Raw genomic sequence first — 21,089 nt, 5'->3', positions numbered from 1 at the left:
AAAGCGGTTTATCCGGTCATGCAAGTTGATTAAAAAACGGGCATCGCCCGAACCAACATTGATTCCGGCTGTCATTAGCGATACCCTTACGTCTTTCATGGTCGTCAATTTTTGGGGTTTCAAGCGGGATGGGTTTGGTGAAGCGCGCATGGGTTTGTGGTTTCCTGACGGCGCTTTTGGTTGCGCTGAGCGGCTGCGGCAAGAGCGCGCCGGACTCGCAGAGCCCGGGCGGCAACAATACCGCAGCAGCGTCGCAGGCCCAGTCGCCGCTCGCGCTGCAAGACAAGAACAGGCCGCAAAGCGATCCGCGCGCAGATACCAGGCGCGATGCCGCATCAGCGGGTCTGGAAACGTCGCAAGCGACCGTCGACGCGTCGCAATTGCCGAAACAGGCCGTTGTGACGTTACGGCGGATCGAAGCCGGCGGACCGTTCCCGTTCGAGAAAGACGGCGTTGTGTTTGGCAATCGCGAGCGTATGTTGCCGCCGCATCCGCGCGGCTATTACCATGAGTACACCGTTCCTACGCCGCGCGCCCGTGATCGCGGCGCACGCCGGATCGTATGTGGCGGGCCCCGTCGGCAGATCGACAACTGCTTTTACACCGACGACCATTACGTGAGTTTTAAACGCATTGCGGGATTAACTTCGGGATGAACGGCATGAGCGACAACATCTACGCGCACGACAACGGTGTCGCGGGTGATCTTTTCGCCGGCGATGGCAACATGTTCCAGCGCGTTTTGCGACTCCGCACGACAGACGAAACCAGACCCGACGACGAACCGAGCACGGCGCTGTCATCATTGAACGAGGGGTCTATGAGTCTTTTCAAGACGGTACGATCGAATATCGTGCAGTCGATTCGCGCTTTTCGCGTTCAGGATCTCGCCGACGAAGCGAGCAAACTTGGCCAGCATTTCCTGTACGCATACTGTGGTCAGGCGCAGAGCAAGCAGGAAGTGCTCGAAACCATCGCGACGTCGTTTTTGTTTCCCAAGCACTTTGGCAAGAATTACGACGCGCTGTACGACAGCCTGACCGACCTGGTGCACAAGGCCGGTTCGCAGCCGGGATTCGTGATCGTTCTGGAAGCGCTGCCGGTGGCACAGAAATTCGATAAGGAAGGGCGCGAAACCCTTCTGGACGTGTTTCGTGAAGCTGCGGAATTCTGGGCGGAACGGCGCGTGGCGTTCAGGGTGTTCTACTCGTTCGCCTGAGCAACGCGGGTTTATCGCTTCAAAAGGAAGCCGGTTGGCGTCTGTTGAATACAGGCGCTGACCGGCTTTTTGCATTCCGAATCACCATCCGCCCCATCGCGCAGCAAGCGCCGCCAGAACGGCAATGCCGGCCGTTTCCGTGCGCAGCACACGAGGTCCGAGGCCGAGCGTGACAAATCCGGCATCGGCGATGGAAGTTTCTTCCGCCGGAGAAAACCCCGCTTCCGGGCCGATAGCAAACGTCACCGGCGCGGATGGCGGCGTCGCCGGAAGGGACGCAAAACCGAGCTCCGCCCTCGGCGACAACAACAAGCGCAACTCGCCGTCCCGAGCGGGCGGCAGACTATCCAGCCATTTTTCGAGATCCTGCGCGGGCGCAATTTCGGGTACCCGATTGCGCCCGCATTGCTCGCACGCCGCGCGCGCCAACGCTTGCCAATGGGTTTGCCGGCGCATCGCGCGTTCACCGGAAAGCCGCACGACGCCGCGTTCGGCCGTGAGAGGAATCACGGACGCAACGCCCAGTTCGACGGCCTTTTCGATCAGCCAGTCCATCTTGTCGCCACCCGCGACACCCTGCGCCAATGTGACGCGATACGGCGGTTCGGCATCATGATCGGAGAAGGCCTCGATGTGCGCGGTCGCCGCGCGTTTGCCGATTTCGAGCAGCCGGGCGTTGTACTCGCCGCCGGTGCCATCGAACAAGGTTATGGCGTCGCCGGTTTGCAGACGCAGGACATGGACGTGCCGGACGACATCGTCGGGAAGCGGCGTGATTTCGCCCGCAACGAGCGGGCCGGAGACGAAGAAGCGTGGCATCAAATGGTGCGCCCGGACGTGCGTGAGACGCCCGGGCTAAAGAGGAGGACGAAGGGCCGCGATCAGTTCAAATGCCGGGCGATGGCCCATCGATACCCATCCGGGTCTTCGAATTGCGCGAACCGGTCGCCCCAATACTGGTCTTGCGGTTCGATCAGCCCCTTGGCGCCGACGGCCATGGCGCGTGAATAAACGGCATCGACGTCATCGACGTACAAATAGAACGATTGTGGCGCCATCAGGCCCGTGCTTTTCGGGGTTTTTGCGTGCGACCCGTACGCGCCTTCCGGTGCGAACATCAGGATCAACTGTCCGCGATATGTCATCTCGACATGGATCACAGCGCCGTCGTCGTGGACGCTGTCGCGCACTGCAAATCCTAGCGCCTGCTCATAGAACCCCGTGCTCACGCGTGCGTCGCGAACCGTCAGATACGGCGTGAGCCAAGGGACATCGGCGGGGCGGGGGTCGGTCATTTCAAAATCTCCTCGGAGCGCGCTGGTTCGTGCATTGTGCCATGGCGGTTCCGGGATCAAGCCCGGCCCGATTGCCTTGCGCCCGGTTGCCGGATGCAGGGAGCGTGCCCGAGCAACGCGACCCGGCCCGTTTTCTCGCGCCCGGTTGCGGGCGTACGTCGCGCCTGAGGCTATAAGTCGTCTGCTAGAATAACCGGCTTCCGATCCTCTCCGTTTCTCGTCGCTCCGGTTGCTGAAAACGTGGTTTCGTCGTTCGCCCGGTGCGTCTCCAGAATCATCCCAGGATCTTTTCAGGACCTACCGGACTCGACATGACATCCCCGACTTCCAGCCAGACTACCCTGATGGCCGACGCAATCCGCGCGCTGGCAATGGACGCCGTGCAGCAGGCCAATTCAGGCCATCCGGGCATGCCAATGGGCATGGCGGAGATCGGCGTCGCGCTCTGGTCGCGTCACCTGAAGCACAACCCAAGTAACCCGCACTGGGCCGATCGCGACCGTTTCGTTTTGTCGAATGGTCATGGGTCCATGTTGCTGTACTCGTTGCTGCACCTGACCGGCTACGACCTGCCGATCAACGAACTCAAGAATTTCCGTCAACTGCATTCGAAGACGCCGGGCCATCCGGAATACGGCATCACGCCGGGCGTGGAAACGACCACCGGTCCGCTCGGACAAGGTCTGGCGAACGCTGTCGGCATGGCGCTGGCTGAAGCGCTCCTCGCCGCCGAGTTCAACAAGGACGGCGCGAAGATCGTCGATCACCACACCTACGTGTTCCTGGGCGACGGCTGCATGATGGAAGGCATCTCGCACGAAGCCTGTTCGTTCGCCGGCACGCTGAAGCTGAACAAGCTGATCGCGCTGTACGACGACAACGGCATTTCCATCGACGGCCATGTCGAACACTGGTTCCACGACGACACCCCGAAGCGCTTCGAGGCGTACGGCTGGAACGTGGTCCGCGCGGTCGACGGCCATAACGTCGACGCCGTGGACGCGGCCATCGCGCAAGCCAAGAATTCGGACAAGCCTACGCTGATCTGCTGCCGCACGACCATCGGCAAAGGCGCGCCGACCAAGCAGGGCAGCCACGATTCGCACGGCGCGCCGCTCGGTGCGAAGGAAATCGCCGACGCCCGCGCAGGAATGGGCTGGACATGGGACCCGTTCGTGATTCCGCAGGAAGTCTACGCAGCGTGGGACGCGAAGGAAGCGGGCGCGCGTGCCGAAGCCGAATGGAACAAGCAATTCGATGCCTACCGCGCAAAGCATTCGGCCGAAGCGGCCGAGTTCGTGCGCCGCATGAACGGCGAGTTGCCGGCGAAATGGGCGCAGGACGCGAAGGACATCATCGAAGCGGCGAATCAGAAGGGCGAGACCATTGCCACCCGCAAGGCATCGCAGCAGACGCTGGACGGCCTTGCCGCCGCGTTGCCGGAATTGCTCGGCGGTTCGGCAGATCTGACGGGTTCGAACTTGACGAACTGGAAGGCATCGAAGGCGGTGCGTGCCGGCGAGACCTCGAACCAGATCCAGTGGGGCAACCACATCAATTACGGCGTGCGCGAATTCGGCATGAGCGCGGCTATTAACGGCATCGTGCTGCACGGCGGGTATCGGCCGTTTGGCGGCACGTTCCTGACGTTCTCGGACTACAGCCGCAACGCGCTGCGCGTGGCCGCGCTGATGAAAGCGCCGTCCATCTTCGTGTTCACCCATGATTCCATCGGTCTGGGCGAAGACGGTCCGACGCACCAGTCGGTCGAACAAACGTCGAGCTTGCGGCTGATTCCGCACTTACACGTATGGCGTCCGGCGGATACCGTTGAGACCGCCGTGGCGTGGACGTCGGCGATTGACTACAAGGGACCGTCGGCGTTGATCTTCACGCGACAAAACCTGTTGTTCTCGGCACGTAACGACGTCCAGATCGCGAATATCGCGAAGGGCGGCTACGTGCTGCGCGACTGGAACGACGACATTCCGGCACGCAAGATCATCCTGATCGCCACAGGTTCGGAAGTCGAACTGGCGCTGAAGGCGGCCGAGAAGCTGGCCCAGGAAGGCATCGGCGCGCGGATCGTGTCCATGCCGTGTACCAACGTGTTCGATCAGCAGGACGCGGAATATCGCGAACGTGTGTTGCCGAGGGGCGTGGTGCGCGTGGCGATCGAAGCGGGCGTGACCGATTTCTGGCGCAAGTATGTGGGTCTCGAGGGCGGCGTGGTGGGCATCGATTCGTTTGGCGAATCCGCGCCCGCCGGCGAGCTTTTCAAGTATTTCGGCTTTACCGTCGAGCATGTCGTGGAGACGGCGAAAGCCGCGCTCGCGGGCTGAACGGACGCTTTGACGAGCGTGCCGGCAGCGGCGAACTGAACTTTTTTTCAGCCATCAGGAGATAGACCATGACGATTCGCGTTGCAATCAACGGCTACGGCCGGATCGGCCGCAATACGCTGCGCGCCTTGTACGAAAACGGCAAGAAGCATGACATCGAGATCGTTGCCATCAACGACCTGGGCGATGCCAAGACGAACGCTCACCTGACGCAATACGATACGGCGCACGGCAAGTTCCCGGGCGAAGTGTCGGTGGACGGCGACTACCTTGTGGTCAACGGCGACCGCATCCGCGTGCTGGCGAACCGCAACCCGGCCGAATTGCCGTGGGGCGAGCTGAAGGTGGACGTCGTGCTGGAATGCACGGGCTTTTTCACGACGAAAGAAAAGGCCAGCGCGCACATCAAGGGCGGCGCGAAGAAGGTGATCATCTCGGCGCCGGGCGGCAAGGACGTTGATGCGACCATCGTTTATGGCGTGAATCATCACGTGCTGAAGGCGTCGGACACGGTGATCTCGAATGCATCGTGCACCACGAACTGCCTCGCGCCGCTCGTCAAGCCGCTGAACGACAAGATCGGCCTGGTGAACGGCCTGATGACGACCATCCATGCGTACACGAACGACCAGGTTCTGACGGACGTGTATCACGAGGACCTGCGCCGCGCGCGCTCGGCCACGCACAGCCAGATCCCGACGAAGACGGGCGCGGCTTCTGCGGTCGGTCTGGTGCTGCCGGAACTGAACGGCAAGCTGGACGGTTACGCAATTCGGGTTCCGACCATCAATGTGTCGATCGTCGACCTGTCGTTCATCGCGGCACGCGACACGACGGTGGACGAGGTGAACTCGATCATGAAGGAAGCATCGGAAGGCGCGCTGAAGGGCATTCTGGGCTACAACACGGCGCCGCTGGTTTCGATCGACTTCAACCACAACCCGGCATCGTCGACGTTCGACGCTACGCTCACGAAGGTCTCGGGCCGTCTGGTGAAGGTGTCGAGCTGGTACGACAACGAATGGGGTTTCTCGAACCGCATGCTGGACACGGCCGTGGCATTGGCCAACGCGAAGTAAGCAAGGCAGTAGATTGAAAAAAACCGCCGGTTCGCAAGAACCGGCGGTTTTTTATTTCCTGGCATTACGGTGAATCAGTTTTTCCGATGCGGACAGTGTTCCTTCGTGCACGTGCCATACAGTGCCAGCGCGTGTTCGTGCAGCTTGAAACCGCGTTCTTTCGCGATATCCTGTTGGCGGCTTTCGATCTCGGCGTCGAAGAACTCTTCGACCAGTCCGCAGTCAAGACACACCAGGTGGTCGTGGTGTGAGCCTTCGTTGAGTTCGAACACGGCCTTGCCGGATTCGAAATTACTGCGTGATAGCAAACCTGCTTGCTCGAACTGCGTGAGCACGCGATACACGGTTGCAAGACCGATATCGAGTTCTTCGTGCAACAGGTTGCGATACACGTCTTCTGCAGTCAGGTGGCGCACCGGACTATGCTGGAAAATCTCGAGGATCTTGAGCCGGGGCAAGGTTGCCTTCAGCCCGATATTTTTGAGATCGGCGGGATTGGTCATGGCTAGGCATCCCTAGAGTACAATTCAAGGTTCTCATAGTAATGCGTTTTTACCGTTCTGGTCACCATCCGAACGAAATGGCGCGATCTCCGAAAGACTTCGAAACTTCCGGCGCCCGTTTGGGCAATGGGCCAGGCGAAGGGTGAAATGAAGGATGAAATGTTTCCAAAATCTTTATTGAATTGCCGGGAGAGCCGTCGTATGCGCGGAACTTTGATCGCTGCCGCCACCATGACCGTCCTGGCCGGGTTGTCCGCTTGTTCCACCTATGACAGCGTTACGCAAAGCATCGCGCAACACATCACGCCGTATCGGATCACGGTCGTGCAGGGGAATTTCGTTTCGGCAGAAGCTGCGGCGCAAATGCAGGTCGGCATGTCGCGTGATCAGGTGAAAACCCTGCTCGGCACGCCGCTGCTGGCCGACATGTTCCATGCGGATCGCTGGGACTACATTTTCTACTTCAAGCGCGGTTCGACTTCGGTTGTGCAGCAACGCGATTTCGTGGTGAATTTTGCCGGCGATCGTGTGGCGAACTGGACGGGCGGGGAAAACCTGCCGTCGAATCTCGAGTTGCTGGCTGAAATCGATGGCGACAAGGGCCGCAAGCTTCCCGTTGCGCCGTTGCCTGCCGCGGCGAGTGCTGCCGGTGCGAGTGGCGTTCCTGCCGCGCCCGCTACAGCGGCTGTTTCGGCGCCGGGCGGCGAGCCGAGCACGCAGCCGGATGCTTCGAATGCATTCGCTGGCGACGCCAACCAGCAAGCTGCTCAGGCAGCCAACCGCGCAACTGCAGCCGTGGAAGCGCCGACCGGACGCACCCGTTCATCGGCCATGCCGAACGTGCCAGGGAACCCGAGCCTCCCGCCGAACGTGAGCGCTGGCGGCAACTCGCAGATCCAGTTGCAGCGTCGTCCGCAGACGGTGACCATTCCGAACAGTGCAGCAGTCGGACCGGCTGGCACGTCGCCTACGCCGGCGAACACGGACGGTCAGGCAACGTTCTACGTGCCATCGACCAAAACCAACTAAGCCAATCAGGCAGCACGGCGGGCGACTTTCTGTCTTTCAGCGTCCCGCCGTACCTGCCTGGCTTGTGCTGTTACGCAAGCGGCCAGACGCGCCGCTTCGATCTTTTGCCTGACCGTTTTCGCAGCACTGTCATCACAACGCCAATCCGCCTCAACACGCGAGACACGCCATGAAAATCGCCATCGCCGGTGCATCGGGCCGCATGGGCCGCATGCTGATCGAAACCGTTCTCAACGACCCCGACGCCACGCTGTCCGGCGCGCTCGACCGCGCGGGATCGCCTCAGCTCGGCGAGGACGCGGGCTCGCTTCTCGGCAAAACTACGGGCGTGATTCTGACGGACGATATCGAACGGGTGTTTGCCGATAGCGACGTGCTGATCGACTTCACGCGTCCTGAAGGCACGCTTGTGCATCTTGAAGCGGCGTTGCGGCATAACGTGAAAATGGTGATCGGCACGACGGGTTTCAGCGACGATCAAAAAGCCCAACTGCGTGCGGCCGGAGAAAAGATCGGCATCGTATTTGCGGCGAACATGAGCGTGGGCGTGAACGTGACGCTCAAGCTGCTCGAATTCGCGGCAAAGCACTTCGATAAAGGCTACGACATCGAGATCATCGAAGCGCATCACCGTCACAAGGTCGATGCACCGTCAGGCACCGCGCTTGCAATGGGCGAAACAATCGCCAACGCGCTCGGCCGTGACCTCAAGGAATGCGCCGTCTATGGCCGTGAAGGCGTGACGGGGGAACGCGATCCGTCGACTATCGGCTTTGCCGCGATTCGCGGCGGCGACATTGTCGGCGACCACACGGTATTGTTTGCGGGAATCGGCGAGCGCGTCGAGATCACGCATAAGTCGTCCAATCGTTTGTCCTACGCTCAGGGTTCGTTGCGCGCGGCGCGGTTTCTCGCGAGCCGGGATCGCGGAATGTTCGACATGCAGGACGTGCTCGGCTTGCGTTGATTGCAGTCGCTGATTCCTCCGAGGTCATCGCTTAATGGCAACAACCGGCATCATCCATTACTTGCAAAGCAGCGACGGCATCACGCATGGCGTGGCGGGCGTGCTGCTGGCCATGTCGGTGGCGAGTTGGTGTTTCCTGATCGTGAAGGCGTGGGTTCTCGTGCGTGCGAAACGTCAAGGGCCACGCGCCGTGCAGCGGTTCTGGCAGGCGGCGACGCTTTCGGACGGCATCGGGGAGCTGAAAAAAGTCGATCGGGAACGGGTGTATTTGCCGCTGGCGGTCGCTGCGTGGCGTGCATCGGAAGCGGAAATGCCGGGCGCCTTGATCGCGCATGTTGAACCGGGCGAGCGGGTGTTGCGTGCGTTGAGGCATGCGCTGCTGGCATCGCAGAGACGGCTTGAGTTCGGACAGGTCTTGCTGGCATCGGTGGGAAGTACGGCGCCCTTCGTTGGTTTGCTCGGCACCGTGTGGGGCATTTATCACGCGCTCGGCAGCATTGCCGCGAGCGGGCAGGCCATGATCGAAAACGTGGCGGGCCCGGTTGGCGAGGCGCTGATCATGACGGCGTTCGGGCTGGTCGTCGCCATTCCGGCCGTGCTCGCGTACAACGTGCTCGGGCGGCTGGTGCGGCAAATATCGGAAGAACTCGATGGCTTCGCGCACGACCTGCACGCCTACACGAATGGCACGGCGCCGCGTCGGGTGAAGAGCGCGGCGGTCGAGGACCACGCGGTTTAAGCCAGCGCTTCGAAACACGCACCGGACGAACACACCATGGCATTCGGCGGACTGGACAAGAAATCGAACGGCGCTCCCATGGCGGAGATCAACATGACGCCGTTGATCGACGTGATGCTGGTCTTGCTCGTGATTTTCATCATTACCGCGCCGTTGTTCACGCATGCCATCCGGCTGGACTTGCCGAAAGTTGCATCGCAAGTCGCGCGCGAGACGCCGGACACCATCACGCTTTCCATCGATGACACCGGCAAGTTCTATTGGAACGACAAGCCGGTCGCGTTCGAGCAAATGCAGGCGCAATTCGCGGCGGAAGGCAAAAAGGCCACGCAGCCGGAGCTACATCTGCGGGCGTCGGCGGCGACGCACTACGACGTGATCGCCCGGGTGATGGGCGCGGCGCAGAACGCGGGACTAAGCAGGATCGGCTTTGTGACTGAGCCGGCCAAACCGGCGCGCTAACAGAATCCGGGGCCCATGAGGCGAGCCGGTCGCCCAAAGGCGCGCCACGCCAGAACCCTTCGCCTCAACGGTATAATCGCGCTTTGGCCGCGCGGGCGGCCTCCATGGCCTTGATTGCATCTACGGGACATGGAACCACGCTGAAGGAGCGGCCCGGGCGCGATGCCAGACGGCCTCACCTCGACGAGACCCGCGAACCAACGCCCGCCGAGCATCGCCCTGAGTCTGGCCGTGAGGCTTTTCCGGGCAACACAGCCACATCGCCGCAAGGCAAAACCGCCAAGACCACACCATGCAAGATAAATACGTACCCGCCGACGTCGAATCCGCAGCGCAAAGCGACTGGCGCGCGAAAGATGTCTACCGGTCGACTGAAACCAGCGACAAGCCGAAGTTCTACTGCGTGTCCATGCTGCCGTATCCGTCGGGCAAGCTGCACATGGGCCACGTGCGCAACTACACCATCAACGACGTGATGTACCGGTTCCTGCGCATGAACGGCCACAACGTGCTGATGCCCATGGGCTGGGACGCGTTCGGCATGCCCGCGGAAAACGCGGCGATGGCGAACAACGTGCCGCCGGCGAAGTGGACGTACGACAACATCGACTATATGAAGAAGCAGATGCAGTCGATGGGGTTGGCTATCGACTGGTCGCGGGAAATTGCGTCGTGCAAACCCGAGTACTACAAATGGAACCAGTGGCTGTTCCTGAAGATGCTGGAAAAGGGCATCGCTTATAAGAAGACCGGGAAGGTGAACTGGGACCCGGTCGACCAGACCGTGCTCGCGAACGAACAGGTGATCGACGGGCGCGGCTGGCGCTCCGGCGCGCTCGTGGAAAAGCGCGAAATCCCGATGTACTACATGCGCATCACGGATTACGCGGATCAATTGCTCGGCGACCTCGACGGCCTCGGCTGGCCCGAGCGCGTGAAAGTGATGCAGCAGAACTGGATTGGCAAGAGCTTCGGCGTGAATTTCGGCTTTCCGTACGAGATCGACGGCGAAAGCAAATTGCTGCGCGTTTTCACCACGCGCGCCGACACCATCATGGGCGTGACGTTCGCAGCCGTCGCCGCGGAACATCCGCTCGCTACGCGTCTCGCTCGCGATAACCCGGCGTTGCAAACTTTCATCGAAGAATGCAAGCGCGGTGGCGTGGCCGAAGCCGACGTCGCGACCATGGAAAAGAAGGGCGCACCGACCGGCTTCTTCGTCACGCATCCGCTGACGCAGGAACAGGTCGAAGTGTGGATTGGCAACTACGTGCTGATGAGCTATGGCGAAGGCGCCGTGATGGGCGTGCCGTCGCACGATGAACGCGACTTCGCGTTCGCCAAGAAATACAACCTGCCGATCAAGCAGGTGGTCGCGGTCGAAGGCAAGACCTACAGCACGGACGCGTGGGAAGAGTGGTACGGCGAGAAAGGTACGGGCACGCTGATCAACAGCGGCAAGTACGACGGCCTTGGCTTCGAGGAAGCCGTCAACGCAATCGCGGCCGACCTGAAAGCCAGGAATTTCGGCGATAAACAAATCACCTGGCGTCTGCGCGACTGGGGTATTTCCCGTCAGCGTTACTGGGGCACGCCGATCCCGATCATCCACTGCGCAACCTGCGGCGACGTGCCGGTGCCGGAAGCGGATTTGCCGGTCGTGCTGCCGGAAGACCTCGTGCCGGACGGCACGGGCAATCCGCTCGCGAAGTCGGAAGCGTTCGTGAATTGCACGTGTCCGAAGTGCGGCGCGCCGGCAAAACGCGAAACCGACACCATGGACACGTTCGTGGATTCGTCGTGGTACTTCTCGCGCTACGCAGCGCCCGACGCCAAGTCGATGGTCGACGAACGCACCGATTATTGGATGCCGATGGACCAGTACATCGGCGGAATCGAGCATGCAATTCTTCACCTTTTGTATTCGCGCTTCTGGACGAAGGTGATGCGTGACCTCGGTCTCGTGAGCTTCGATGAACCCGCGAAGAACCTGCTCACGCAGGGCATGGTGCTGAACGAAACGTACTATCGCGAAGACGCAGCCGGCAAGAAGACGTGGATCAACCCGGCGGACGTGACCGTTTCGCACGACGACAAGGGCCGCCCGGTTGGCGCGGTGCTGAACGCGGACGGCCAGCCGGTCGTGATCGGCGGCGTGGAGAAGATGTCGAAGTCGAAGAACAACGGCGTTGATCCGCAATCGCTGATCGATGCCTACGGCGCGGACACGGCACGCCTCTTCGTGATGTTCGCTGCGCCCCCGGAGCAATCGCTCGAATGGTCGGGTACGGGCGTGGAAGGCGCGAGCCGCTTCTTGCGCCGCGTGTGGCAACTGGCGCACGGCCGCGCGGACGCGCTCAAGGCGCACGGCAAACTGAATACATCGAAGCTCAACGATTCCGACCGCACGCTGCGCCGCGAGATCTACACCATCCTGAAGCAAGCGGATTTCGACTATGGCCGCTTGCAGTACAACACGGTTGTGTCGGCGGCAATGAAGATGTTGAACGCCGTCGACAGCGCGAAGGACGCCACGCCAGCCGTGGTCAACGAGACCTTCGGCGTGTTGCTGCGCGTGCTGTATCCGGTCGTGCCGCACATCACGTTCCAGTTGTGGCAGGAACTCGGTTATGCCGACGTGTACGGCAGCTTGCTCGACGCGCCCTGGCCGAAAGTCGATGAAGCCGCGCTCGAGCAATCTGAAATCGAACTGGTGCTGCAGGTGAACGGCAAAGTGCGCGGTTCGATGACCATGGCGAAGGACGCGTCGCGCGAGGACATCGAAAAGGCGGCGGTGGCGCACGAGATGTTCGAGAAATTCTCGGAAGGGCGCACGCCGAAGAAGGTGATCGTCGTGCCGGGCCGACTGGTGAACGTGGTCGTATGAGCCGGGTTTCGCGCACCGTGAAAATTCTGGAGGACGTTGTGAGCAGCAAAGGCTTCAGTTCGACCAACAAAGTGATCAGCCGAAGGTCGATCCTCTCGCTGGCATGCGGCGCGTTGCTGCTGTCCGCGTGTGGGTTCCAGTTGCGCGGCCAGCAGGACTACGCGTTCAAGCGGCTCGCCATCAGCGGCGGCACGCCGGAGATGCTCGGACGCCTGCAGCGCGTGGTGGAGGGTGGCAGTGACACCGTGATCGTCAAGACGTCCGAAAAGCCCGACGCCGTTCTATCGCTTAGCAGCGGCACCGGCATGAAGACGTTGAGCCTGAACGCACAAGGCGTCGTGCAGGAATACGAGCTCGACTACAACCTGGGTTACACGCTGGTCGGCGCCGACGGCACGCTGCTGATTCCGCCAAGCACGATCGCACTTAACCGCGCGTTGACTTACAGCGACCAGTTCACGCTCGCGAAGGGTACGGAAGCGCAGACGCTGTTCCGCGACATGCAATTCGATGCCGTCGATCAACTGACCCGCCGCCTTGCCGTCGTGCGTTCGCTGCATCCGGCGCCGAGCGAAGCGTTGCCGGGCATCGCGCCGCGTGCGCCGCTGCCCGTGCCGCCGCTATAAGCGCGCGTCGCAGAAACCATGCAACTTCGACTCGACGCGCTCGATGCGCACCTCGCCAAAGGGCTGAAAGGCCTGTACGTCGTTTATGGCGACGAGCATCTGCTCGTGCAGGAAGCATCGGACAAGATTCGCGCGTCGGCCCGGGCGCAGGGATTCACGGACCGCTCGGTGTTCGTGGTCGATCGATATTTCGACTGGAGTTCGCTGCTCGGCGCCAGCCAGTCGATGTCGCTTTTCGGCGATCGCCAACTGGTCGAGTTGCGCATTCCGACCGGCAAGCCGGGCAAGGAAGGTGGCGAGGCGTTGAGAACCCTGGCCGCCGCCGATAACCCCGACGTCCTCACGCTCATCACCTTGCCGCGCCTCGACGCGGCCACGCAAAAGTCCGCGTGGTTCACGGCGTTGAGCGGGCCGGGCGTTGCGCTGAAGATCGATCCGGTCGAGCGCGCGCAGTTGCCCATGTGGATCGGGCAACGGCTCAGTGCGCAAAACCAGCGGGTCGCGCCGGGAGAAGACGGGCGGCGCGCGCTGGTGTTTATCGCCGAGCGAGTGGAGGGCAATCTGCTCGCCGCGCATCAGGAAATCCAGAAGCTCGGGCTTTTGTACCCCACAGGTATTCTCACGTTCGAACAGATCCACGACGCCGTGCTCAACGTCGCGCGCTACGACGTATTCAAGCTGAACGAAGCCATGCTCACCGGCGACGTAGGCCGTTTGACGCGCATGCTCGACGGGCTGAAGGGCGAGGGCGAAGCCGGCACGCTCGTGATCTGGGCGCTGGTCGAAGAAGTGCGCACATTGCTGCGCATGAAACGCGGCGTTGCGGCGGGCAAACCGCTTGCCACTTTGCTGCGCGAAAACCGCGTCTGGGGTCCGCGCGAACGGCTGATCGGGCCGGCCCTTTCACGCGTGAGCGAGGCGGCGCTTGAAAAGGCGTTGTCGCTGGCGGCGAAGCTGGATCGGCAGGTTAAAGGCTTGTCCGGCGGCAGCGGGCCGCGAGGCAGCGCCGGTCCAGGCGATCCGCCGCCCGATGTCTGGGACGGCATGTTCGAACTTGCGATGACCGTGGCGTCGTCGGGCAGTCCACTGCAAGGCAACGCGCCTAAAGCGCCGCCGTCAAAGCGTCCAGGCTGACATCGGCTTAGAATCGGGCTTATCTTTGCGCTTTTTAGCGCTCCAGCGCTCCAAGAGAATGACGATGACCAACATCGACGAATACATGATCGACCTCGGCCGCCGCGCGCGCCGCGCTTCGCGCGCCATGGCGCGGGCGTCAACGGCCGACAAGAACGCCGCGCTCGGCGCCATTGCCAACGCCATCGAACGCGAGCGCGCCGCACTGAAAGACGCGAATGCGCGGGATCTCGCCCGTGCCCGCGACAAAGGGCATGACGCGGCGTTCATCGACCGGTTGACGCTTTCCGATAAAGCACTGAACACCATGATCGAAGGTTTGCGGCAAGTTGCCGCGCTGGCTGATCCCATCGGTGAAATCAGTGGTTTGAAATTCCGGCCGACCGGAATTCAGGTCGGCCAGATGCGCGTACCGCTCGGCGTGATCGGCATCATTTATGAATCGCGGCCGAACGTGACTATCGATGCCGCCGCGCTCTGCCTGAAGTCCGGCAACGCCGCCATTTTGCGTGGTGGTTCGGAAGCGCTCGAATGCAATGCAGCGTTGGCGAAGTTGATCAGCGAAGGGCTGGAAGCGGCCGGCTTGCCGCAGGAAGCCGTGCAGGTTGTATCGACCGCGGATCGTGCGGCGGTGGGCAAGCTGATCACCATGACCGAATACGTCGATGTGATTGTCCCGCGCGGCGGCAAGAGCCTGATCGCACGCCTGATGGAAGAAGCACGCGTGCCGATGATCAAGCACCTCGACGGCATCTGCCACGTCTACGTGGACGACCGCGCGGACCTGACCAAGGCGCTCAACGTCTGCGACAACGCGAAGACGCATCGTTACGGAACCTGCAACACCATGGAAACGCTGCTCATCGCGCGCGGAATTGCGGCAGAAGCGCTGCCGTTGCTCGCGAACGCGTTCAGGGCGAAAGACGTGGAACTGCGCGTGGACGCGGCGAGCCGAGCCGTGCTCGATAACGCCCGCTACGAAGGCCCGCTCGTCAACGCCACGGAAGACGACTGGAGCACCGAATACCTCGCGCCCATCTTGTCCGTCAAGCTGGTCGACGGACTGGACGACGCCATCGATCACATCAACACCTACAGCTCGCGTCACACCGACGCCATCGTCACCGAAGACCACGACCGTGCCATGCGCTTCCTTCGCGAAGTGGATTCGGCGAGCGTGATGGTCAATGCATCGACGCGTTTCGCCGATGGCTTCGAGTTCGGCCTGGGCGCCGAGATCGGCATCTCGAACGACAAGCTGCACGCACGCGGCCCGGTCGGGCTGGACGGTTTGACATCGTTGAAGTATGTAGTTTTAGGTCACGGCGAAGTACGTCAATAACCTTCGCCGATAACAACGAGAAAATGTCTCAGATGCTCTGGATCAAAGCGCTGCATATAGTATTGGTGGCCTCGTGGTTCGCCGGCCTGTTTTATCTGCCGCGAATTTTCGTCAACCTCGCGATGGAAACCGAACCGGCCGCTATCTCCCGCCTGTTGATCATGGCGCGCAAGCTGTTTCGCTTCATGACGTTTATTGCGGTGCCGGCACTGGCTTGCGGCTTGTGGCTATTTCTGGTGGTGGGTATCGGACAAGGCCAGGGATGGATGCATGCAAAACTGACCATAGTGATCCTGATCATTATTTATCACGCGTATTGCGGCGTATTGCTGCGCACGTTCGCGCGTGGTGAGAACAAGCGCTCGGACAAGTGGTACAGGATGTTCAACGAACTGCCGGTTCTGGGTTTGCTCGGAGCGACTTTGTTGGTCGTGCTCAAACCGTTCTGAAACGCATCAGCATGTTGCATGAAAAGAAACGCCGGCCTCGAGTGCCGGCGTTTTTGCGTTCAGATGCCGTGTAGCCGCTTCCAGGCATCATTTCCCTCCGCCATGATCTGCTTCACCAGATCGGCCGAAGTCTCCACGATTGCGTATTCATCTTGCCCGGGCCCGCCCATCTTCACGCGCTCATTGCGATATCGCATGCCGCTGGGAAAGGGCGCACGACCCGAAGTGTGATATTCGATGCAGCCCGTTTCAGCAACCAGTTGCGCGATGTTGTTCAGCCGCACGCCGGCGCCGGGCATGACGACCAGCCGGTCGCCCGCCGCCTCGCGCAGTTGCGATATCAGTTCGCGCCCTTCGAACGCGCTTGCTTGCTGACCGGAAGTCAGCAGCCGGTTACAGCCGGCGAGGATGATGTCTTCCAGCGCCTTGAACGGGTCACGCGCGACGTCGAACGCGCGATGGAAGGTGACCGGCATGGGCACGGCCAGTTCGATCAGGCGCTTCGTGCGTGGCACATCGATGTCGCCGTCAGCGGTGAGCAACCCGATCACCACGCCATCCACTGCCAGGTCCTTGCACGCACGGACGTCCCGCTCCATGACTTCGAATTCGACATCTGAATAGAGAAAGTCGCCACCGCGCGGGCGGATGATCACGTTCAGCAAGATCCGCAACTTGTCCCGTGCGCTGGCTATCGCGCCATAAGAGGGCGTGGTGCCGCCTTCCAGGAGGTTGTCGCAAAATTCGACGCGGCCAGCGCCGCCTGCCTGTGCCGCCAAACAAGAGGTTACCGAACCGGCACAGATCTCAAGCAATAAGGGCGATGAAGACATAAATCGATATCCGGTAATGAGGTCTAGTCTGAGAGCTTAAGGCAGGTGAAACCAGATTTGCTGACAACGCGCTGATCGATCAATTCAGTTGCTTGAAGCGAAAAAATGAATAGCCGCACTTGATGATAATACTTCGCTTCCCTCGGAGTTACTTTGCACGTAAGCCCGTTTCGAATTGAATTAATACTCCTCATTACCGCTAAGCGAGTTTGAGAGGACGGACGGTTCGCGTCCTGCCCTACGCGCGGAAACGTCCGTCCCTGCTTGTTATCACCACATAAGTACCTGATTTAACCGAAAAAAGCAGCGTCGGATTCACGGTGCTCATCCGTTTAATTAGGACGTTTCTCATGGTTCTCCGACGTCTGGACGCCGAGAATCAACTCATCGCATTAAACCAGTGCGCAGAGTTGTAATTACGGATTCCTTTCCCTGTTTGTATTTAAGACGTTTCCGATTTTCCACGTCCGAGCCCGTGCAGATAATGCACCCGCTGAAAAAATGCATCCCGCGACGAATCTTTTCGCGTCGTCCATAGCGACGTATCCACCCCGGCCGGTCCGGAGCTTAGACCTCCCCATCGGACGCTCAACAGTCAAATGCCATGAAAAATGAAGTACCGGGCGCGATAACGCCCATTCAACCGGACGGCGGCGACGCATTGGCGCTATCGACGAAGGTTGACGATACCTTGCTGCAAAGCCTGGTCTGGATGGCGGCCTATCACGGCAAGCCGACCAGCGAGGCGGCGATGCTTTCGGGTTTGCCCGCGGGACGATTTATTTCGCCGAAACAGGCGCAACTTGCAATGGAGCAATCCGGCTTCTCGGTCGGCGTCATCGAACGCCAGCCGAACGAAGTCTCGCCGATGCTGTTGCCGGTCGTGCTGTTTCGCAAGGACCACGGCGGCTGCGTGCTGATCGGCCGTTCGCCGAACGACGTCAAGCTCATTAAGCCCGCTTCGGAAATAAAGGAAGGCGAGCAGCCACAAGACGAGATGGAAGCCGCGTACCTGGTGGTATTGCCGGAAGCCGGATCAAAGGTTGTCGCTATCGGTGTGAGCCAGTTGAAGGCGAATTACACCGGTTTTGCGATGCTCGTAAAACCGGTAGGCCGCGACGATAAGCGCGCCGGCAAGCCGGAAGCCAAGGAAAGCGGTCACTGGCTGTTAAGCACCTTGTGGCGCTATCGCCGTTATTACTGGAGCGCCGCGCTCGCCGCGCTGCTCATCAACGTGCTTGCGCTCGCCGGTACGTTCTTCACCATGAACGTGTACGACCGCGTCGTGCCGAACCAGGCGTTCACGACCTTGTGGTCGCTCGCTATCGGCGTGGCGATCGCCATGTTGTTCGAGTTCATCTCGCGAAACGTGCGGGCGCATGTGCTGGATACCGCCGGCAAAAAAGCCGACTTGATCATGGGCGCGATGCTCTTCAAGCAGGCGCTGTCCATCCGGATGGAACATAAGCCGGCATCGTCGGGATCGTTCGCGAATCAGTTGCGCGAATTTGAATCGGTGCGGGATTTCGTGGCGTCAGCCACGCTCGCGACAATCTCCGATCTGCCGTTCACGTTTCTGTATATCGCGGTGATCTTCATGATTGCCGGGCCGCTCGGTTTCATTCCGCTGGCGCTGATTCCAGTGATCGTGGGCGTGAGTCTCTTCATCCAGTGGCCGCTCAAGAAGACCATGAAGGAAAACCTGCGCGAATCATCGCTTAAGCAAGGTGTCCTGATTGAAACCGTTGAAGGCATCGAAACGCTCAAGGCAACGGGCGGTGAACGTTACATGCAGGAACGCTGGGAACTGTTTTCAGCGAAGGCCTCCGATACGTCGATGAAATCCAAGCATCTCTCGGCGCTGGCTACGAACTTTGTATCGTGGGTCACGCAGTTCGAGACGGTGATGATCGTGGTGACAGGCGTGTATCTCATCGCCGATGGCAAGCTCACTCAGGGTGCCTTGATCGGTTCGGTGATCCTGGCAAGCCGCGCGCTTGCGCCGCTCGCTCAAGTGACCGGCCTGGCTGTCCGCTTCCAGCAGTCGAAAGCAGCCCTCGATTCGCTCAGCAAGCTGATGCAAATGCCGGTCGAACGCGATCCCGAAGTGGATTATCTCGACGGCCCTGTTGTCACCGGTGCGGTGGAATTGAAGAGCGTTGGATTCCACTACCCGGCACCGAACGGCATGAAGCCGCCCGAGTTCCTCAAGGACATCAACATCAAGATCGAAGCGGGTGAACGCATCGCCATTCTGGGGCGCGTCGGCAGCGGCAAATCTACGCTGCTGCGCGTGATGTCGAATCTTTATCGTCCGACGAGCGGCCAGATTTTCAGCGATGGTATCGACCTTTCGCAAATCGATCCGTCCGACTGGCGCGCCTCGATTGGGTATGTCGCCCAGGACAGCCGCCTGTTTTATGGCTCGCTGCGTCAGAACGTGATGATCGGCCGTCCGGACGCTTCCATTCACGAATTACTGCGCGTAGCGAAGGTTACCGGGCTCGACGCTATAGCCGCTGGCAATCCGCACGGCTGGAACATGCAGATTGGCGAAAACGGCGATGGCCTGTCCGGTGGTCAACGTCAGCTCGTGGCGCTTGCCCGAACCCTGCTCGCCCGTCCCAAGTTGTTGCTGATGGACGAACCCACCAGCGCCATGGATACCCAGACCGAAGCCGCGTTTATTCGCGACCTGGCAGGGGCAACCGTCGGCACGACGCTGGTCGTGGTCACGCACCGGCCGTCGCTGCTGGCTCTGGTGGATCGCATCATCGTTGTCGATGGCGGGAAGGTCGTCACCGATGGCCCCAAGGAAGCCGTGCTTGCCGCGTTGCGTGCGCCGACGGCCACACAACCGACGCCGTCCGGCGATGAACCGGCCCGCATCACGAAGGAACAATGATGAACTCACTTACCAAACTGGGCCGCTGGATCCGCGGATTGACGCCGGCCGGCCGCCGCAAGAATGCCGCGCCACGCATCCATCCCGCCCATCTCGCTTACATGAACGACCTGCGCGAATCGTCGCTCGCGCAGACCATCCCTGGCACGCTGGCCGTGCTCTACCTCGTCGCCGCGATCCTGGTTGCCGGGCTCGTCTGGGCGAAGTTCGCCAAGGTCGAGGAAATCACGCAAGGGCAAGGGAAAGTGATCCCTGTCAGCCGTGAACAGATCATCCAGTCGCTCGAAGGCGGGATTCTCGCCGACATGCACGTTCGGGAAGGCGATGTGGTCGAGAAAGGGCAGTTGCTGCTCAACATCGATCCGAAGCGCGCCGATTCGAACTATGCAGAAGGACTGTCGAAGCTGATCGGCTTGCAAGGGAAGGTCGCACGGTTGAAAGCCGAGGCCTTCCACACCGCACTCGTATTTCCCCCGGAAGTCTTGGCCGATAAGTCGGTCGTGCAGAGTGAAACGATGGCGTACAACGCGCGTCGCCGGGCTTTGGAAGACAGCGTGGCGTCGCTTCAGCACAGCTATGGCCTCGCCATGGACGAGCTGAATATGACAGAGCCACTCGCCAAGCGCGGACTTATTTCGGAAACCGAAGTCATTCGCATGAGACGTAGCGCGAACGAGCTTCAGTCGCAGATCGTCGATCGCCGGAACAAATATCAGGCCGATGCCAACGACGAACTCTCGCGACTCGAACTCGAACTTTCCCAGACGAAGGAAAACCTCGTGGGCCGCGCGGACGTCTTGAAGCGGACAACGCTTCTAGCGCCGGTAAAGGGCACGGTCAAGGACATCAAGGTGACCACGGTTGGCGGCGTGATTCAGCCGGGCCAGCAAATCATGAGCATCGTTCCTTACGCTGATCAACTGATTGTGGAAGCGCACGTCAAGCCTTCGGATGTTGCCTTCCTGAAGCCGGGCCTTCCGGCCATGGTGAAGATCTCCGCGTACGACTTTGGTATTTACGGCGGTCTGAAGGGGCATGTCCTGACCATCAGCCCGGACACGCTCACCGATGAAAAAGCAGCGCCCGGCAAGCCGGATGCCATTTATTACCGCGTGGACGTCCTGACGGAAAAGAGCGAACTTGTCGCCGCCGGCAAACATCTGCCGATCATTCCTGGCATGACCGGCAACGTCGAGATTCGCACTGGCGAAAAGACCGTTCTGTCGTACTTGCTGAAACCGATTTTCAAGTCGCGTGAAGCGTTCCGCGAGAGATAAG

19 protein-coding genes are annotated in these 21,089 nt (G+C 60.7%); 15 read left to right on the top strand and 4 right to left on the bottom strand.

Going from position 1 to position 21,089, the window contains the following annotated elements; all coding sequences use genetic code 11:
• The first annotated feature begins 137 nt into the window (after positions 1 to 137).
• Together HB633_RS24025 and HB633_RS24020 are read left to right on the top strand one after the other, a co-directional pair.
• On the top strand, positions 138 to 656 hold the full coding sequence (locus HB633_RS24025; RefSeq protein ID WP_346730355.1) for a ribonuclease: 519 nt from the start codon (positions 138 to 140) through the stop codon (positions 654 to 656).
• 5 nt (positions 657 to 661) lie between these two features.
• Entirely contained in the window at positions 662 to 1,219 is a 558-nt protein-coding gene (locus HB633_RS24020) for a barstar family protein (protein WP_056356245.1), read from the top strand.
• 81 nt (positions 1,220 to 1,300) lie between these two features.
• Here the strand turns inward: HB633_RS24020 and HB633_RS24015 are convergent, their stop codons facing one another.
• Entirely contained in the window at positions 1,301 to 2,038 is a 738-nt protein-coding gene (locus tag HB633_RS24015; RefSeq protein ID WP_213780615.1) for a 16S rRNA (uracil(1498)-N(3))-methyltransferase, read from the bottom strand.
• A gap of 62 nt (positions 2,039 to 2,100) precedes the next feature.
• Positions 2,101 to 2,514, bottom strand: coding sequence for a glyoxalase/bleomycin resistance/extradiol dioxygenase family protein (locus tag HB633_RS24010; protein ID WP_213780614.1), 414 nt, complete (start codon positions 2,512 to 2,514; stop codon positions 2,101 to 2,103).
• Positions 2,515 to 2,825: 311 nt separating this feature from the next.
• Here HB633_RS24010 and tkt point away from each other — a divergent pair, with 311 nt between their 5' ends.
• Together tkt and gap are read left to right on the top strand one after the other, a co-directional pair.
• A complete protein-coding gene (gene tkt, locus HB633_RS24005; protein WP_213780613.1) occupies positions 2,826 to 4,856 on the top strand; it encodes a transketolase in 2,031 nt (676 codons plus the stop codon).
• A gap of 68 nt (positions 4,857 to 4,924) precedes the next feature.
• On the top strand, positions 4,925 to 5,935 hold the full coding sequence (gene gap, locus HB633_RS24000) for a type I glyceraldehyde-3-phosphate dehydrogenase (protein ID WP_213780612.1): 1,011 nt from the start codon (positions 4,925 to 4,927) through the stop codon (positions 5,933 to 5,935).
• A gap of 74 nt (positions 5,936 to 6,009) precedes the next feature.
• On the opposite strand, the gene fur is transcribed toward gap, so the two are convergent.
• Positions 6,010 to 6,438 (bottom strand): ferric iron uptake transcriptional regulator, encoded by a 429-nt coding sequence (gene fur / locus HB633_RS23995; RefSeq protein WP_213780611.1) that lies wholly within the window; start codon positions 6,436 to 6,438, stop codon positions 6,010 to 6,012.
• Positions 6,439 to 6,639: 201 nt separating this feature from the next.
• On the opposite strand from fur, the gene bamE reads away from it, so the two are divergent.
• From bamE to HB633_RS23950, 9 genes are all read left to right on the top strand, one after another.
• The gene (gene bamE / locus HB633_RS23990; protein ID WP_213780610.1) at positions 6,640 to 7,467 is read left to right on the top strand and encodes an outer membrane protein assembly factor BamE; all 828 of its coding nucleotides are present in this window, start codon (positions 6,640 to 6,642) and stop codon (positions 7,465 to 7,467) included.
• 169 nt (positions 7,468 to 7,636) lie between these two features.
• On the top strand, positions 7,637 to 8,434 hold the full coding sequence (dapB, locus tag HB633_RS23985) for a 4-hydroxy-tetrahydrodipicolinate reductase (RefSeq protein ID WP_213780609.1): 798 nt from the start codon (positions 7,637 to 7,639) through the stop codon (positions 8,432 to 8,434).
• 34 nt (positions 8,435 to 8,468) lie between these two features.
• Entirely contained in the window at positions 8,469 to 9,173 is a 705-nt protein-coding gene (locus HB633_RS23980) for a MotA/TolQ/ExbB proton channel family protein (RefSeq protein WP_213780608.1), read from the top strand.
• A gap of 36 nt (positions 9,174 to 9,209) precedes the next feature.
• The gene (locus HB633_RS23975) at positions 9,210 to 9,635 is read left to right on the top strand and encodes a biopolymer transporter ExbD (protein ID WP_213780607.1); all 426 of its coding nucleotides are present in this window, start codon (positions 9,210 to 9,212) and stop codon (positions 9,633 to 9,635) included.
• A 292-nt stretch (positions 9,636 to 9,927) separates the two neighbouring features.
• Positions 9,928 to 12,522, top strand: coding sequence for a leucine--tRNA ligase (leuS, locus tag HB633_RS23970; protein ID WP_213780606.1), 2,595 nt, complete (start codon positions 9,928 to 9,930; stop codon positions 12,520 to 12,522).
• 74 nt (positions 12,523 to 12,596) lie between these two features.
• On the top strand, positions 12,597 to 13,148 hold the full coding sequence (lptE, locus tag HB633_RS23965; RefSeq protein WP_213780675.1) for an LPS assembly lipoprotein LptE: 552 nt from the start codon (positions 12,597 to 12,599) through the stop codon (positions 13,146 to 13,148).
• Between the two features lie 18 nt (positions 13,149 to 13,166).
• Positions 13,167 to 14,282 (top strand): DNA polymerase III subunit delta, encoded by a 1,116-nt coding sequence (gene holA / locus HB633_RS23960; RefSeq protein WP_213780605.1) that lies wholly within the window; start codon positions 13,167 to 13,169, stop codon positions 14,280 to 14,282.
• A 64-nt stretch (positions 14,283 to 14,346) separates the two neighbouring features.
• Positions 14,347 to 15,624, top strand: a complete 1,278-nt coding sequence (locus HB633_RS23955) for a glutamate-5-semialdehyde dehydrogenase (protein ID WP_213780604.1) — start codon at positions 14,347 to 14,349, stop codon at positions 15,622 to 15,624.
• A 32-nt stretch (positions 15,625 to 15,656) separates the two neighbouring features.
• Positions 15,657 to 16,073: a CopD family protein gene (locus HB633_RS23950; RefSeq protein ID WP_213780674.1), complete on the top strand. Its 417-nt coding sequence runs from the start codon at positions 15,657 to 15,659 to the stop codon at positions 16,071 to 16,073.
• A gap of 59 nt (positions 16,074 to 16,132) precedes the next feature.
• Here HB633_RS23950 and HB633_RS23945 read toward each other — a convergent pair whose 3' ends face one another.
• The gene (locus HB633_RS23945; protein WP_213780603.1) at positions 16,133 to 16,906 is read right to left on the bottom strand and encodes a copper homeostasis protein CutC; all 774 of its coding nucleotides are present in this window, start codon (positions 16,904 to 16,906) and stop codon (positions 16,133 to 16,135) included.
• A gap of 604 nt (positions 16,907 to 17,510) precedes the next feature.
• On the opposite strand from HB633_RS23945, the gene HB633_RS23940 reads away from it, so the two are divergent.
• Entirely contained in the window at positions 17,511 to 19,811 is a 2,301-nt protein-coding gene (locus tag HB633_RS23940) for a type I secretion system permease/ATPase (RefSeq protein WP_213780602.1), read from the top strand.
• Positions 19,811 to 21,088: an HlyD family type I secretion periplasmic adaptor subunit gene (locus HB633_RS23935; RefSeq protein ID WP_255581093.1), complete on the top strand. Its 1,278-nt coding sequence runs from the start codon at positions 19,811 to 19,813 to the stop codon at positions 21,086 to 21,088. The genes HB633_RS23940 and HB633_RS23935 overlap by 1 nt, the downstream gene beginning before the upstream one ends.
• Position 21,089 lies beyond the last annotated feature (1 nt).

The organism is Caballeronia sp. dw_276 (assembly GCF_018449635.1).
Lineage (GTDB): Bacteria > Pseudomonadota > Gammaproteobacteria > Burkholderiales > Burkholderiaceae > Caballeronia.
Note: the sequence above shows the minus strand (reverse complement) of the source record. Positions and strands in the feature narration are given on the sequence as shown.

Coding starts and splice junctions, on each gene's coding strand:
- HB633_RS24020 (WP_056356245.1), top strand. CDS start 662: ATGAGCGACAACATCTACGCGCACGACAACGGTGTCGCGGGTGATCTT.
- HB633_RS24015 (WP_213780615.1), bottom strand. CDS start 2,038: ATGCCACGCTTCTTCGTCTCCGGCCCGCTCGTTGCGGGCGAAATCACG.
- HB633_RS24010 (WP_213780614.1), bottom strand. CDS start 2,514: ATGACCGACCCCCGCCCCGCCGATGTCCCTTGGCTCACGCCGTATCTG.
- tkt (WP_213780613.1), top strand. CDS start 2,826: ATGACATCCCCGACTTCCAGCCAGACTACCCTGATGGCCGACGCAATC.
- gap (WP_213780612.1), top strand. CDS start 4,925: ATGACGATTCGCGTTGCAATCAACGGCTACGGCCGGATCGGCCGCAAT.
- fur (WP_213780611.1), bottom strand. CDS start 6,438: ATGACCAATCCCGCCGATCTCAAAAATATCGGGCTGAAGGCAACCTTG.
- bamE (WP_213780610.1), top strand. CDS start 6,640: ATGCGCGGAACTTTGATCGCTGCCGCCACCATGACCGTCCTGGCCGGG.
- dapB (WP_213780609.1), top strand. CDS start 7,637: ATGAAAATCGCCATCGCCGGTGCATCGGGCCGCATGGGCCGCATGCTG.
- HB633_RS23980 (WP_213780608.1), top strand. CDS start 8,469: ATGGCAACAACCGGCATCATCCATTACTTGCAAAGCAGCGACGGCATC.
- HB633_RS23975 (WP_213780607.1), top strand. CDS start 9,210: ATGGCATTCGGCGGACTGGACAAGAAATCGAACGGCGCTCCCATGGCG.
- leuS (WP_213780606.1), top strand. CDS start 9,928: ATGCAAGATAAATACGTACCCGCCGACGTCGAATCCGCAGCGCAAAGC.
- holA (WP_213780605.1), top strand. CDS start 13,167: ATGCAACTTCGACTCGACGCGCTCGATGCGCACCTCGCCAAAGGGCTG.
- HB633_RS23955 (WP_213780604.1), top strand. CDS start 14,347: ATGACCAACATCGACGAATACATGATCGACCTCGGCCGCCGCGCGCGC.
- HB633_RS23950 (WP_213780674.1), top strand. CDS start 15,657: ATGCTCTGGATCAAAGCGCTGCATATAGTATTGGTGGCCTCGTGGTTC.
- HB633_RS23945 (WP_213780603.1), bottom strand. CDS start 16,906: ATGTCTTCATCGCCCTTATTGCTTGAGATCTGTGCCGGTTCGGTAACC.
- HB633_RS23940 (WP_213780602.1), top strand. CDS start 17,511: ATGAAAAATGAAGTACCGGGCGCGATAACGCCCATTCAACCGGACGGC.
- HB633_RS23935 (WP_255581093.1), top strand. CDS start 19,811: ATGAACTCACTTACCAAACTGGGCCGCTGGATCCGCGGATTGACGCCG.